11 protein-coding genes and 2 pseudogenes are annotated in these 13,722 nt (G+C 63.5%); 8 read left to right on the top strand and 5 right to left on the bottom strand.

The window, feature by feature from the left end; translation table 11 throughout:
* Nucleotides 1–29: 29 nt before the first annotated feature.
* The 4 genes from ACFRAU_RS04645 (at nt 30) to ACFRAU_RS04660 (ending at nt 6,105) form a co-directional block, all read left to right on the top strand.
* The gene (locus ACFRAU_RS04645) at nt 30–1,436 is read left to right on the top strand and encodes a transcriptional regulator (protein WP_377999008.1); all 1,407 of its coding nucleotides are present in this window, start codon (nt 30–32) and stop codon (nt 1,434–1,436) included.
* 2 nt (nt 1,437–1,438) lie between these two features.
* Nucleotides 1,439–3,265 carry a DEAD/DEAH box helicase gene (locus ACFRAU_RS04650; RefSeq protein WP_377999009.1) on the top strand — a complete coding sequence of 609 codons (1,827 nt, stop codon included), beginning with the start codon at nt 1,439–1,441 and terminating at the stop codon, nt 3,263–3,265.
* A gap of 148 nt (nt 3,266–3,413) precedes the next feature.
* Entirely contained in the window at nt 3,414–4,118 is a 705-nt protein-coding gene (locus tag ACFRAU_RS04655; protein ID WP_377999010.1) for a protein NO VEIN domain-containing protein, read from the top strand.
* A 997-nt stretch (nt 4,119–5,115) separates the two neighbouring features.
* The gene (locus tag ACFRAU_RS04660; protein ID WP_377999011.1) at nt 5,116–6,105 is read left to right on the top strand and encodes an NgoMIV family type II restriction endonuclease; all 990 of its coding nucleotides are present in this window, start codon (nt 5,116–5,118) and stop codon (nt 6,103–6,105) included.
* Nucleotides 6,106–6,276: 171 nt separating this feature from the next.
* Here ACFRAU_RS04660 and ACFRAU_RS04665 read toward each other — a convergent pair whose 3' ends face one another.
* From ACFRAU_RS04665 to ACFRAU_RS04675, 3 genes and pseudogenes are all read right to left on the bottom strand, one after another.
* Nucleotides 6,277–6,432 carry a hypothetical protein gene (locus tag ACFRAU_RS04665; RefSeq protein WP_377999012.1) on the bottom strand — a complete coding sequence of 52 codons (156 nt, stop codon included), beginning with the start codon at nt 6,430–6,432 and terminating at the stop codon, nt 6,277–6,279.
* Between the two features lie 63 nt (nt 6,433–6,495).
* Nucleotides 6,496–7,239: pseudogene (locus ACFRAU_RS04670) on the bottom strand (DeoR/GlpR family DNA-binding transcription regulator).
* 93 nt (nt 7,240–7,332) lie between these two features.
* A pseudogene (locus tag ACFRAU_RS04675) lies at nt 7,333–8,056 on the bottom strand (4-hydroxythreonine-4-phosphate dehydrogenase PdxA).
* A 205-nt stretch (nt 8,057–8,261) separates the two neighbouring features.
* On the opposite strand from ACFRAU_RS04675, the gene ACFRAU_RS04680 reads away from it, so the two are divergent.
* Entirely contained in the window at nt 8,262–8,426 is a 165-nt protein-coding gene (locus tag ACFRAU_RS04680; protein WP_377999013.1) for an SDR family oxidoreductase, read from the top strand.
* Here ACFRAU_RS04680 and ACFRAU_RS04685 read toward each other — a convergent pair.
* Both ACFRAU_RS04685 and ACFRAU_RS04690 read right to left on the bottom strand, forming a co-directional pair.
* A complete protein-coding gene (locus tag ACFRAU_RS04685; protein ID WP_377999014.1) occupies nt 8,396–8,827 on the bottom strand; it encodes a GNAT family N-acetyltransferase in 432 nt (143 codons plus the stop codon). The two genes, ACFRAU_RS04680 and ACFRAU_RS04685, sit on opposite strands and share 31 nt — an antisense overlap.
* Before the next feature lie 155 nt (nt 8,828–8,982).
* Complete coding sequence (locus ACFRAU_RS04690) at nt 8,983–9,855, bottom strand: ribokinase (protein WP_377999015.1); 873 nt, start codon at nt 9,853–9,855, stop codon at nt 8,983–8,985.
* A 140-nt stretch (nt 9,856–9,995) separates the two neighbouring features.
* Between ACFRAU_RS04690 and ACFRAU_RS04695 the strand changes: the two genes are divergently transcribed.
* From ACFRAU_RS04695 to ACFRAU_RS04705, 3 genes are all read left to right on the top strand, one after another.
* On the top strand, nt 9,996–11,429 hold the full coding sequence (locus ACFRAU_RS04695) for an MFS transporter (protein ID WP_377999016.1): 1,434 nt from the start codon (nt 9,996–9,998) through the stop codon (nt 11,427–11,429).
* 32 nt (nt 11,430–11,461) lie between these two features.
* Nucleotides 11,462–12,460, top strand: coding sequence for a nucleoside hydrolase (locus ACFRAU_RS04700; protein WP_377999017.1), 999 nt, complete (start codon nt 11,462–11,464; stop codon nt 12,458–12,460).
* A gap of 378 nt (nt 12,461–12,838) precedes the next feature.
* Entirely contained in the window at nt 12,839–13,687 is an 849-nt protein-coding gene (locus ACFRAU_RS04705; RefSeq protein ID WP_377999018.1) for an esterase/lipase family protein, read from the top strand.
* Nucleotides 13,688–13,722 lie beyond the last annotated feature (35 nt).

A 13,722-nucleotide genomic window follows, 5' to 3' on the forward strand; every position in this document is an offset into this window, starting at 1 on the left:
CTGACTTTGATCTAGTTTTAGGAGTTTCCATGCCAGACTTCGGCATTCCTCCCAAGGGGGAGGAGATCAAGGCAGTGATCGACCAGCGTCTCAAGCTGGCGATGACTGAAAACGGTGCGAAGGTCACGATTGACTGGCGTGGAGAGCCCCGCCACCTCTACGTGATTTCTGTGCCGGTCGACATGCTCTACTTCAACCCGGATACCCACCGAATCCGTGCTCAGCGCACGCTCGACCCACAACGCGATAGGGCCATTGAGGAGAACCCTTGGGGGCACGTAGCCCAGGACTACCTCCACGATCTGCTTAGGCAGCGGCCGTCCAACCCAGACCAAACAGACCCCGATTACACCGCGCTGATGGACGAGCTGGATGACGTCGGCCAGCGCGAGCCCGGGATCGTTACCCCTCATGGGATCCTGGTCGACGGCAACACTCGAGCCGCCGCGCTGATCGATCTCGGCGAGCAAAATATTAGGGTCGGCGTTCTGCCGGAAGACACCTCGCGCAAAGACATCAATGCCGTGGAGTTGTCACTCCAGCTACGGAAGGACCGTCGGCGTGACTACTCCTACATCAACCGGCTCATCGCAATCGACGAGGAACTGGGGCGCGGGCGCTCGGAATCCGATGTTGCGAAGGATTTCAATATCAAGCTTGCGACGTTGCAGCGAGACCGCTGGGTCTACGCGCTGATACGCGACGCGATCGACCGCAGTAAGACCGCGGACGGAGCGACCCTACGTCTGGTTGATTTCGAACAGCACCAGGAAAAGCTACGTGAGCTCCACCGCGACTTTTCGAAGCTCGGTGCGACTGACTCTGATGCTGCCAAAACCCTGATGCAATCGCGTCTGGCAATGGTTCTCCTGGACTACCCGAAGACCTCCTTGCGCCTAGCTGAGGCAGACTTCCACACGCGCTATCTCGAGAGTCGTCTCCCGGATGACCTGAAACCGAACTTGTCCGTTTTGGAAAAGGTTTCAGTGCCGGGCATTCCAGGGGCGGTCCTACCAAGCCAGAGTAGTGCTTCTGCCGCGGCCGAAGCTCTCACGAATCAGCTTCTCCGTGCCAAGGCTACGGCGACTGATGGCAAGGGCGCGAATCCCGCGGATGTCGCATGGGCGTCCGGTGTCATGAAGCAGGCGCGAGATACGTTCGACATCGCCGTGAAGCTTGCTGGGCAGAATGCAGAACTCGTGAAGCGGCAGACCGCGGTACCTGAGCGGCTGACTGATGCAGCAGACTACGTCACTCAGTGCGCAAGCGAGTTCGCTGAGGCGAAGGCAAAGCGAGCCCTCGACGACGAGGCTTTTGACGATGCACTGATCGTGCTCCGCGACAGTCTCCAAAGCCTCGCCCGCCAGGCTGGACGCACATTCTCCGCGCCCGGGGAAGGTGTTGCCTGGCTCCTCAACGCTGTCCGGTCCAGGTGATGATGGCCGACCACCCGAGCCTCAGCATCGGCCTCTCATCGGAGGTCTCGCGCGCCCGGCTCATCGCTCGGCCAGGGCTGGAGGATGATCTCCGTAGGCTGGCAGTCGGCTTCCGCACTAGCGTGCAACGGTCACCAGGTAGCGTCGAGATTGAGCTCGATGACCTCCTAACAAACCTTGAGGTACTCAGCAGGTGGCCGCACACGGCGGACGGTGATGTGACTTGGGAAGAACAGCTACAAGCGCTCGTAGTCGACTCGTTACATGACGCCCAGACACTGTCTGGTCAGTTGAATGACCGCACAGCAAAGGAAGCAGTGGGCTCCGAAGCTGTGCCCCGTCTTCTCGGGCCTGAATGGACAGGAGATCTCACAACGTTCCAGCTGCGCGACATCGCCAAGCTGCTGTCGCTTCGGCACGGAGCCAACTTCTCTGTCCCGGGCGCTGGTAAGACGAGAGTCGGACTTGCCGTATTTCACGCGCTGAGACGCCAAGAGAATCTCGAGCGACTACTCATCGTCGGACCCAAATCGAGCTACGACGCGTGGTGCTACGAGAACAGGGAATGCTTGCAGCCGTCGCTGTCCATGGAGGTGGCCGACGGCGTCCTATCTAGCACTGTTGATGCAATCATCGTCAACTATGAGCGCCTCCCGAACATGGTCAGCTCACTTGGTCGCTGGCTCACAGAGCGGCCCTCCATGATCATTCTCGATGAGGCCCATCGTATGAAGCTCGGGGCGGACGGTGCATACGGTGCAGCCTGCCTCGCCCTCGGCCCGCGCGGGCGGCGCCGGCTCATCCTCACGGGGACACCAGCCCCGAACGGGGTTAGGGACCTCGAAAACCTCTTCGGATTCGTGTGGCCCGGTACTGGTCGCCAGAGCGTACTCCGGGCGGTTAACGGTGGCGACCTAGCGGATGCCAGCCGCACGCTCAGACCGCTCTTCACACGAACGACCAAACAAGAGCTCAATCTGCCGCCAGTGGAGACTAGCCTGCGAGTTGTACCGCTGCCCCCTTTACACTCCGAAATTTATGAGGCGCTCGTTGGTCAGTTCTCCACGCGCGCGACCGGACACGAGGGCGACTTCCAGGCTCTTGGCCGAATATTGGTATATATGCTCATGGCTGCGACCAGCCCTGCCCTGCTCGCAGTTGGGACCACCCAGTATGAGCCGCTTGCATACCAAGTGCCGCCGCTTCCGGTTCCCGAGCGATCATCGCTCTACCAGCTGATGCAGGACCTTCCTACCTACGAGATGTCGCCCAAATACCAAGAAGTGCTTGCGATAGTCCGCGAGAATGCTGCCCAGGGTCGAAAGACGCTCGTGTGGTCAACTTTTATCCGCAGCCTCAACACCCTGCAGCGAATCCTGGCGCGGTTTGGCCCTGCCGTGGTCCACGGCGGTACGCCCGACCGCGAAGAGCAGATCCAACGGTTTAGGAGTGACCCAGACTGTCTGGTGCTGCTGTCCAATCCTGCAACTCTCGGCGAGGGGATCAGCCTGCATCACGAGTGCCATGACGCGGTTTACGTTGACCGAGACTTTGCCGCGGGCCGATTCCTGCAGAGTCTAGACCGCATTCACCGTCTAGGGCTCAGGCCAGACGCCACGACCCGAATCACAATCCTCGCCTCAGAAGGCACTATCGACGAGGTGGTCGCGGCACGGCTTGCGAAAAAGCTGAAGTTCATGGGTGGCATTCTCGACGATCCAGCGGTTCAGCAGCTGGCTGATCTGGACGAGGAGCCTGCGGTCGGTGGAGGTCTCGACCAGGGGGACCTTCAGTCGTTGATGGGCCACTTGCGTGCGTCTACCACCTGAGCCGATCCTGCTGGCTGCCCGGCGCTGGCTGGAAATTCTCCCGACGAGTGGTGGCATCCCACGCGCCCAGGCACTAATGGTGACCCACCGACAGTACAGCGACTTGTCACCCTCCCAATACGCAACGGCACTCGGTTGGCTGCGTGACATGGAGCTACTGGAACAGGTCGGATCCCCGATTCCGTTGGCCAATCTGATACTCGGCGCGATCTTCGAGACAGCAGCTCCACCATGGGTGCAGGACGCCGACGAGCTTGTTCAGTCACCGGAAGAGTTGCCCTCGGATATTGTTTCGGCCGGGGCGGTGCTGGGCCTTGATGCGGACGGGATATATGACCAGCTCGTCACTAGTTGGGGCAAGGTCGACGCCGCTGCTCGCGAGCGGGTTGGTTTTGCGGGCGAAGCAGCGCTCGTCTCTCTTCTCAAAGAGAGCGCTGACGGCAGTGTCGACCATGTGTCGACGTGGTCTGATGGGTTCGGATACGACATCGCCTTCGCCCAGGGCGCTGCGTTTGCCCACTTGGAGGTAAAGAGTACAACGCGGACGGGACGATTCACTGCCTACCTGTCACGGCACGAGTACAGGGTGATGCTACGAGACCCTCGTTGGGTGCTCGTCGTCGTGCGGCTTACCGCCGACCTCGACATCGCCGCAGTGGGCTCAGTGCCCCGAGACTGGATTGCTGCGGCCGTTCCACGCGACGCAGGGTCTTTCGGGAGCTGGGCGTCATGCAAGCTCGAGTTGCCTGGCGAGGTTATCGAGGATCGTGTCACGCAGCTTGGAACGGATATGGCCAGCAGGCTTCCGCCCTGGCGTACCGTGCAGCCGCGAGCGACGGCTCGGCGAGCCTGAACCCCGGCTTCCGGCGCTGGATCGTATGATCACGAGAACTAAATGACCACGCCTGGGTAGGCAAGATTAGAAGGAATATCGTGAAACAACCGGCATGGGATGACTCGGAGGCCAAAGCGGGGACCATGATTCGTGGCGCGCTATGGCTCCTGCAGGTGGTCGGTGAGGGGGGTACCTTCACAAAGAACGAACTGCGAACGGCTTTTCCCGGCATTTCGCAGATCGACAGACGGATACGTGATCTCAGGGACTACGGGTGGATATTGCACTCCAGTGCTGAAGACGCATCTCTACTTGCTGAAGATCAGCGGTTCGTGAAGGCCGGAGTGCCGGTATGGGACCCGCACGAACGCAGGCAGGCTGCGCCCCGCAAGGCAATTTCGAGCAAGGACCGGCAGGCGGTGCTTATTCGAGACGGGTACATGTGTACCCTCTGTGGGATCGCAGGTGCTGAGCCATATCCGGACGACCCCGTAATGACAGCTGTCATCGCCGTCTCGCGACGCTCTATCCGAACTTTTGACGGGCGCGAAACCGAAACGTTTGTGACCGAGTGCAAGCGATGTACGTCAGGACGAGGGGCGTCGCCGATCGACGAGCGCGACGTTCTTTTCGCTGCGAGGGATCTCAGCCCCGGAGATCGACGCCGCTTGATCCGGTGGATGGAGCGTGGTCGACGGGGCGGCACAGAGCTCGACCGCGCCTGGCTTGCGTACCTGCGAGTGCCCAGTGATAGACGAGTCCAGATTGCAGATCAGCTTCGTCACGAGCAGTGACAAGCATCGATTATGGGTTGTGCTGGGAATTTGGGTTCCGAGGGCAGGTCAAAAGCTCCAACCGAATTTGATAAGGCTGGCAACTTGTGTCAAAGCGATTACGCTCGTGAGCTTACGAAGTCTGCGCTAACTGCAACTTTGCGAACTTTTCCGCCTAATCGTATGCTGTGACTTATAGAGCCCTAGGCCATAGGATTCTTTTCCTAGTTAGAAGGAAATACTTGTCCGATCAACAGGCAGAACTTCCACTGTTTCCTCCGTCCGGAGATCAAGAATATAGCCGGGGACCGGACTTTATATTCGAAGGAGGGGCGGAACTGGCCGAGGGCTCTCTTTCCCTGATGGCCCAGGCTCGTCATGCTTACCACGTTCAGCTATCCAACGTCCTTATCGTGAGTGAAGGTGGCGTACCCAGCAACTCAGATGGGAGCAAGCAACCTAGCTTACGGTTTGCTCAGGGCATAGCCGATCGACTTGGTACAGCAGGCAGCGGGCCAAAGCCATCGGGACAGACTCTTGGAGCCCGCTTTGAGCAGGCGACAGCGGATTTTTTAGATGCCACTTTTCCTCGGCTCGCTACCATACGCCCCGGAGATTGGACAGTCCGAAGAATCGGAGACAAGAGCCACCCGGGATTTATGACTAAGAAGCAAAAAATTGAGGGTTCAATTTATGAACAATATGAACACTTGAATGACCTTGAGTCTATCGTCAAAGAAAGGCGTCAGCTGCAGGCAGCATTGGGCAATGCATATGCAATCGCTCCCGACGTGGTTATCACTAGAAAGCCCGTATCTGACGAAGTTATTAACCGTGACGAGTATCTCGTCGGACAGTCCTTCTCCAAGTATGCGGCAATTCGAGATGCGGTTCAGACTCGATCCCTACTGCATGCAGTCATTTCATGCAAATGGACGCTCAGGTCTGATCGTGCCCAAAATGCGCGGTCGGAAGCATTGAATCTTATTCGAAATCGTAAGGGCCGTACGCCCCACATCGCCGTTGTGACGGCCGAACCGCTTCCTCGTCGACTCGCGTCCTTGGCCCTGGGCACTGGCGACATCGACTGTGTCTATCATTTCGCCTTGCCAGAACTATTTGAGACGTTGGAGTCAGACGCAGACGGTGATGCGCGGGAGATGTTACACATCATGATCCGAGGTAAGCGCCTCAAAGATATCTCTGATCTCCCGCTGGACCTCGCTGTCTAAAACAAGGTGAGACCGGGCTTTAGGGCTTATGAGTGAATGGGTGTGGCCGCTTCTTTCCGAGCACCGTTGTCCAGGGCCGGGCGGTGCACGAGCTCACGACGCCGCCGGTGACGTACGGGCCGGCTGCTGCAAAGGCATGGGCGGCCTCCAGCGCGTTGTCGCCGGTGAAAATCAGCAATCCGGTGAAGGGCCCTTCGCCATGGCTCCGCCCAGTAGAAGCTCGCCCCGTTCAATTGCTTCCCACACCGCCTTAAGATGGACACCGCGGTACTGTTCGCGGATCTCAAGGTAGTCATCCGCGTAGGTGTGCTCGAGCGCCGCGTGCATGGGTGCCCGTCCATTCCGTAAAGGAGGTCTCTCGCGTTCCAGCAGTAGCCTACCCAGCGGGGTTCAGCCGGAAACTGAAGCCACCTCAACCTCAACCCCGGCGTCCCGAAACTTCTGCACCTGCTCCGGGTCGGCGCCGTCGTCCGTCACCAAAGTCCACGGCAAAGCCAAACGCGCCCACGCATGAAAAGGCCGCAGGCCCAGCTTCGAAGAATCCGCCAAAACATAAACGGAACGGCCGCGCCGGGCCATCAGCTCTTTGAGCCGGGTCTGGGCGTGGTCGGCCTCGCAGATGCCGTCCTCGGCGGTGACGGCGTCGGCGCCCAGGAACACCCGGTCAAAGCTCATCCGCTCCAGCGCCGCCTCGGCCAGCGGCCCCACAAAACTCTGCGAAACGGTGCGCAGGCGGCCGCCCAGGCAGTCCACCTCGATGCCCTCGGATTCGGCGAGTTCCTGCATGATGTTGATGCCCGGCGTGGTCACGGACAAACGATCGAAGCCCCGCAGCTCGTGGGCCAGGGCACCCACGGTGGAGCCGGCGTCGAGCAGGATGTTCCCCCCCCGGGCACAATCACGGACGCTGCCCAGCGGGCGATCGCGTGCTTCTGTTCGAACGCCTCGCCGGTGCGCTGCCGCAGCGACGCCTCCGGGTGCGCCCATCGCCATGGCCCCGCCATAGGTGCGGGCCAGCCGGCCCTGCCCGTTCAGGAGCGCCAGGTCGCGGCGGATGGTGGAGTCCGTCACCTCGAACCGGGCCGACAGTTCCTCCACGGAGGCCAGGCCGGTGGTGACTGCGAGATGGTAGATCTCCTCGCGCCTGGCATTGCGCTCAGCATTCCCGGTCTCCTTCGCGTGGGCGTGCTTACCATGCTAGTTCCGGCCCCCAATAAAACCCTGCTGCTACACGGCTACGGAAGGCCGGGTGGCCATCTCCGCCGCCTGGTGCAGGGCCTCCACCATGCTGCGCGGATCCGCGATCGCCTTGCCGGCAAAGTCAAAGGCCGTGCCGTGGTCCACGCACGTGCGGATCACCGGCAGGCCCACCGTGATGTTCACGCCGGCCTCGATGCCCAGCACCTTCACCGGCCCGTGCCCTTGGTCGTGGTACATGGCCACCACCAGGTCGTAATCGCCCCGGTCCGCCAGGAAGAACAGCGTGACCGCGGGCAGCGGACCCGTGACGTCGATCCCGGCAGCCTGCGCCGCCTTCACGCCCGGTTCGACTTTCTCGGCTTCCTCGCCCTGGTCGAACAGCCCGTTCTCGCCCGCGGGATGATGGCGCAGACACCGATCTTTAGGTTCGGGATGCCTGCCCGGACCAGGGCCTCATGCCCGCGGCGGATGGTGCGCTCCGCCAGGTCCGGGTTGATCTTGCGGATGGCGTCCATCAGCCCGATGTGCGTGGTCACGTGGATCACCCGGATCTTGGGCTGAAGAGCATCATGGACACTTCCTCCGTGCCCGTCAGCTGGGCCAGCAGCTCGGTGTGCCCGGCGGCGTGCAGCGCCTCCTTGTTCAGCGGCGCGGTGCAGATTGCCTGCACCCTCCCGGCCATGGCCAGCTCGCTGGCCACCCGGACGTACTCATACGCCGCATGGCCGGCCACGGGGGAGAGCAGCCCCACGGCAGGTCAATCACGTTCACCTGGCCGGGCATGAACACCGCGTCCTCCACGTTCTCGATTACCTGGATATTCGCCTCGACGCCCAGGACGTCCGCGGCCTGGCGCAGGCGCAGCGCGTCGCCGATCACCACGGGCTGGCGTTCCGGAGCTCGCGCCGCGGGGGATCACGGTCAACGAGCTCTCCCCGGGACCGACCGATACCCCGATGCTTAACGACCCCCGCCGGGCAGCCACCCCGGCGCAGATGCCTGCCCTGGGCGCCCTCGTGGATCCGGACGACGTGGCTGGCCTGGCCGCTTTCCTGCTGGGACCGCATGGGAAATCCATCACTGGGCAGAACTACGTCATCTGTGGCGGGACCTCCCGCTGAGTCCGTTCGTGGTACGGAAGCCCGACCGCCGGCTGGTCCGCCGGCGTGCCCCAAAGCACCAGCTCCTTTAGCTCCAGCCGGAACACCCAGAGAAGCACGTCCTCGCCCGGCGCGTACCAGTCACGGGCCGGAACCCGCCGGAAGCCCAGGAATTCGAAGAGACCATCTGCCCTTTCCATAAACGTCGCACTCCTAATGCTGATCGCGCTGATAGCCGGCAACGACTGGGTGTGTTCGATGACCTGACGGACAACGGCGCGCCCAACCCCGTTGCCTTGAACCGCAGGGTCAACCGCGAGCATCCGGAACTCGAGCTCATTTTCCATGGCGATCTCGCTGTACGGTTGTCCGGCTAAGGTAAGCGTCACTGCCGCAACCACCGGATTGGGGCATTCGGCCACCCACACCTCCGCGTGCTCAGCCTGGTGCTACACGTTGTCCAGCACACTCATGTTCGGGTGGTTGGTGGTGAAATGCCCAGCGTGGAGGTACGCCTCCCGCGTGATTCTCCGGACTTCTGCAAAATCGGCTGACCTTGCCAGCCTGAAAACCAGATTCACTGCCCGGAAACCCCGGCTCCAGCTACCCGGGCAACGTACTGCTCCAGTGAGGCAAGCGTCGGCTGGGACGAGGAGTCGCCGACTGCGTCCGCTCCGATGGCGTTCGCGACGGCCAGCGCCCGCCCGTAATCCAGTCCAGCCCGCAGCGCCAACACCAGCGCCGCGCAGAAGGCATCGCCCGCACCGATTGTGTTCGCCACGGTCACGGCAGCAGCAGGTGCTTCTGCCACCTTCCGGCCGCGCTCGAACATCGCCGAGCCGTCCTTTCCATACGTGACAGCCACGAGCTTCGCGTCGGCCAGCGCCGGGATCAGTTCGTACTCCGTCTCGTTGACGATCACCAGGTCGCACCGGTCCAGCAGCTCCGCGGGCAGGTCCATCGCCGGCGCGGCATTCAGCACGAAGAAGCCGGAGGACTTCCGGGCGGCCTCCAGCACCACGTCCAGGCCGACCTCGAGCTGGCACAGCACCGTTTCGTCGGGACCAAGCGAGACGCCCTCCAACGAAAACGCTGAGTTGGCCCCCGGGCACACCACGATCTGGTTCTCGCCGTCGCGGTCCACCACGATCAGCGCGGTGCCCGTCGCGTCGCCGTCGAGCACTGCCACATCCGCAGTGTCCACGCCGGCAGCGGCAAGAGCCTCAAGCATCAGGCGGCCCTGGGCGTCATCGCCCACCGCGCCGATCATCCGCGCGCTTCCGCCCAGCCGGGCGGCGGCCACGGCCTGGTTGGCCCCCTTGCCGCCGGGCTGCTGCTGCAGGACGCCGCCGCCGATGGTCTCCCCGGCGGTGGGGAGCCGGTCCGTGGTGGCGATGATGTCCAGGTTGATGCTGCCGACAACGGTGACGGCAGGAAGTCGAGTGCTCATAGAGAAGTCCTATCAGGTCGGGCCAAGGGCGGCCGGATTAGGAAACAGTGTACGGCAGGTTGAACTTGTTCGTCATACATGGTTGTATAACAACTCACATCCCAAAGGCAGGACCAGCCTGAAGAACAAAGGAGTTTGATGTGAACACACCAGCCGCGGGCACCGCCTCGCCGCCAGCCGCCGTCGACAATGAAGCAGTGGACCAGACCAAACTGAGCGGCCGCCGTGCCGCCCTGCTCATTGTCACCCTCCTCCTCGGCGTGCTGTCCTTCCAGCTCAACGCCAGCATGGTCACCCCAGCTCTGCCGCAGATCGCCGCCAGCTTCGGCCAGTCCGCCGACGCCGCAGCCCCCGTGCAGTCCATGTTCTTCCTCGCCGGCGCCATCGCCGGCCCGGTCATCGGGCGCTGGAGCGACTTCATCGGCCGCCGCCCGGCACTCCTGCTGGCGCTGGCCATCATGGGCGTCGGCACCGTCCTCTGCATCGCCGCGCCCACGCTGCCGCTGCTCATCGCCGGCCGCTTCCTGCAGGGCGTGTCCAGCGCCGTCTTCGCCCTGTCCTACATCGTGCTCAGCGAGAACCTGCAGCCGCGCGTCTTCGGCACCTCCGTGGGCATCATCGCCGCCATCAACGGCGGCATCGGGGGAGTGGACGGCTACGTCGGCGGCCTGATGTCCGAGACCCTGGGCTTCCGGTCCATCTTCGCCGTCGTGCTGGTGCTCACCGCCATCGCCGCCGGCTGCATCCTCAAGACCGTCCCGAAGGGGCGGCCGCAGCACGTCCGCGGCGCCATGGACTGGTGGGGAGCGGGCTCGCTCTCCGTGTTCCTGGTGTTCATCACCTACTTCGTCTCCGGCGGGTCGGCCGCCGGCTGGACCGCCCCCGGCACCCTGGCGCTGCTGGTCGGCACGATTGCTTCATTCGCCGCCTTCTGGATGATCGAGAAGCGCCGCAGCCACCCGCTCATCGCCGTCCACCAGCTGCGCTCCCGCCAGGTGTGGCCCGTCATCGCCTCCACCGTCCTGACCCTGGCCGGCATCTTCGCCATCATGAACTTCACCGTGGTGCTGCTCAGCCAGGACAAGGGCTCCGGCTTCGGACTCAGCCCGTCCGTGTCCGCCCTGCTGTTCCTCACCCCGGCCGCGCTGATCGGCGTCTTCGCCGCGCCGCTCGCAGGTTGGCTGGCCGGCCGCCGCGGCTGGATCAAGGTCCTCCGCACCGGCACCGCCCTGAGTCTGACCTGCGCCGTTGCGGCCGCAGCGTTCTCTACCAACCAGATCGCGGTGATGGTCGCCGTCGCCGCCCTCGGCATCTTCTACAACGGACTCTTCCTCACCGCCATCAACGGACTCTCCGTCCTGCTCTCGCCCAAGGAGGCACCAGCTTCCCTGCCCAGCATCAACGGTGCCTCCTTCGGCATCGGGGCGAGCCTCGGCGTCGTAATTGTTGCCCCGTTCGCCGCCCAGGCGACCGCAGCCGGGTACGCCACCGCCCTCTGGATCTCGGTGGGCATCACTGCCGCCGCGTTCATCGTCAGCCTCTTCGTCCCCGCCCCCAAGGGCGAATCCCTCTAGACCTTCCGCACCAACCGAAAGAAGAACCACCCATGACCAGCCACCCGTTCTACCTCGACTGCGACACCGGCATCGACGACGCCCTCGCCCTGGCCTACCTGCTCGCCTCCCCGCAGGCGGACGTGCGGGGGATCGGCGCCGTCAGCGGCAACGTCAGTGCCGCCGTCGGCGCCCGCAACACCCTGGACCTGCTCGAGCTCGCCGGGCACGCGCACATCCCCGTCGCCCTCGGTGCGCACGACCCCCTCTCCGGTTCCTTCGGTGGGGGAGCGCCGTGGGTGCACGGCGAAAACGGCATCGGCGAGGTTGAGCTTTCGACGGCGGCCGCTGAGCTCGCGCCCGAGACCGCGGCGGAGATGCTGGTGCGGCTCGCCCACGAGCACCCCGGCACGCTGCGGGTCCTGGCCATCGGCCCGCTGACCAACATTGTCGAGGCCCTGCGGCTGGAGCCTTCGCTGCCGCAGTTGGTTGCGGAGATCACCATCATGGGCGGCGCGGCCCTGGCCCCGGGGAACCTCACGCCCGTGGCGGAGGCGAACATCGCCAACGACCCCGAGGCTGCGGCCCTGGTGCTGTCCGCCGGCTGGGACGTGACCCTGGTGCCGCTGGACGTGACCATGACCAACGTGCTGGAGGAGAACCACCGGCAGGAGCTGCTCGCCTCGTCCGGTGCCGTGCCGCGGGCGCTGGGGGAGATGCTGGGCTACTACTTCCGGTTCTACGAGGGCCTATTCGGCCGCGCCTGCTCCGCCATGCATGATCCTCTGGCCGCGGCGCTTGCTGTTGGGGCTGTTAAGCCCGCCCTTGCGCCGGTGGTGCATGTCGACGTCGACACCACGTCCGGGCCGGGCCGCGGGCAGACCGTCTGCGACATGCGCGGGCTGTACATGGACTACCCGGAGCAGCCCGGCGCCCGCTGCCGGGTGGTGCTGTCGCTGGAGGACGACTTCGCGCCGCATCTGGTGGAGACGCTGCTGTCGCTTTCTGAAAGCACGACGGCGGAGGACGGCCAGGTGCCGGCAGTCGCCTAACGCTTCGCCGGCCCCGAGTTTTGTACAGATAATCCACGCTTGGCACGATTCAAGCCGCGACACCTGGACAAAAACTCGGGTGGCGGCGAGCTGGCATGGTTGTAAGGCCCGGCAGTGAACGTTTGTGCAGGCGCGTTTGGCGATGTTCGCGGGCCTCGCGATTGGTAAGAGCGTACTGACCAGTAACTTTGGGTGAAAGCAGGGCATCGTGTCAGGGCAGACAGGGTTCGCCCAGGCACGGATTTCCGCGCACGTCCGTGCAAAACCATGGCGGCGTCGGACCCCGGGCTGCCTACATTGGGTACCACCTTGGCTGACTCCGCTGAACACGGATTGCGGCCGGGCCGCACCCCCACTGACACGAACAAAGAGGTTTCTATGTCACTGCTCACCAAAGCCCTGTCCGCCGCCGCCATTGCCGTACTAGCCGGCTCCTTGGCCGTGGCTCCGGCCCATGCGGGAACTGTGCAGGTTTCCCCGCCCGGAGCCAATGACTGGTCCTGCAAACCAAGCGCCGAGCATCCGTATCCCGTGGTTCTGGTGCCCGGAACTTTCGAGAGCATGGAAAAGAACTGGTCCACCCTCTCGCCGTACCTCAAGAGCGCCGGGTACTGCGTCTTCGCCTTGAACTACGGCGAGACGAATGGTGTTTACGCCACCGCGCCGGTGGCCAAATCGGCGCAGGAACTCGCCCCGTTCGTGGACTCAGTGCGTGCCGCCACCGGCGCGAAGAAGGTGGACCTCGTGGGCCACAGCCAGGGCGGCATGATGCCCCGCTACTACATGGGTTTCCTGGGCGGCGCCAAGTATGTCCACCAGCTCATCGGGATCGCACCCTCCAACCACGGCACCGAAGGTGTGATCGTCCCGTCGCCGGGCGTTGTCCCCGATCCCAACTACACCGGCCTGGGCTGTGCCGCCTGCGCCGACCAGCAGGCAGGGTCGGCTTTCATGCAGAAGCTCAACTCCATCGGCGACACGGTTGCCGGACCCTCCTACACCGTCATCTCCACGGTCCACGACGAAGTGGTCATTCCCTACAACAGCCAGTTCCTCAGCGGCCCGGCGCGGCAGGTCACCAACGTCACCATTCAGGACAAGTGCCCGGCCGACGCCCTCGAACACGACCAGACGCCGAACGACCCCGTGGTGCACCAGATCGTGGCCCACGCGCTGGGCCAGGCGTCCGGCCCCGCGGATCCGGCCTACCAACCCAAGTGCCTTTAGCAGTACGTGGCGGCAGGCCGCGGGAGTAATTTTCG

The sequence above is a fragment of the Arthrobacter sp. NPDC056691 genome (genome assembly GCF_042791415.1).
In the GTDB taxonomy this organism is placed as follows: domain Bacteria; phylum Actinomycetota; class Actinomycetes; order Actinomycetales; family Micrococcaceae; genus Arthrobacter.

Excerpts from the sequence above, each read along its gene's own strand:
- ACFRAU_RS04690 (WP_377999015.1), bottom strand. The coding sequence starts at position 9,855 with ATGAGCACTCGACTTCCTGCCGTCACCGTTGTCGGCAGCATCAACCTG.
- ACFRAU_RS04700 (WP_377999017.1), top strand. The coding sequence starts at position 11,462 with ATGACCAGCCACCCGTTCTACCTCGACTGCGACACCGGCATCGACGAC.
- ACFRAU_RS04655 (WP_377999010.1), top strand. The coding sequence starts at position 3,414 with ATGGAGCTACTGGAACAGGTCGGATCCCCGATTCCGTTGGCCAATCTG.
- ACFRAU_RS04705 (WP_377999018.1), top strand. The coding sequence starts at position 12,839 with ATGTCACTGCTCACCAAAGCCCTGTCCGCCGCCGCCATTGCCGTACTA.
- ACFRAU_RS04665 (WP_377999012.1), bottom strand. The coding sequence starts at position 6,432 with ATGCACGCGGCGCTCGAGCACACCTACGCGGATGACTACCTTGAGATC.
- ACFRAU_RS04650 (WP_377999009.1), top strand. The coding sequence starts at position 1,439 with ATGGCCGACCACCCGAGCCTCAGCATCGGCCTCTCATCGGAGGTCTCG.
- ACFRAU_RS04645 (WP_377999008.1), top strand. The coding sequence starts at position 30 with ATGCCAGACTTCGGCATTCCTCCCAAGGGGGAGGAGATCAAGGCAGTG.
- ACFRAU_RS04680 (WP_377999013.1), top strand. The coding sequence starts at position 8,262 with ATGCTTAACGACCCCCGCCGGGCAGCCACCCCGGCGCAGATGCCTGCC.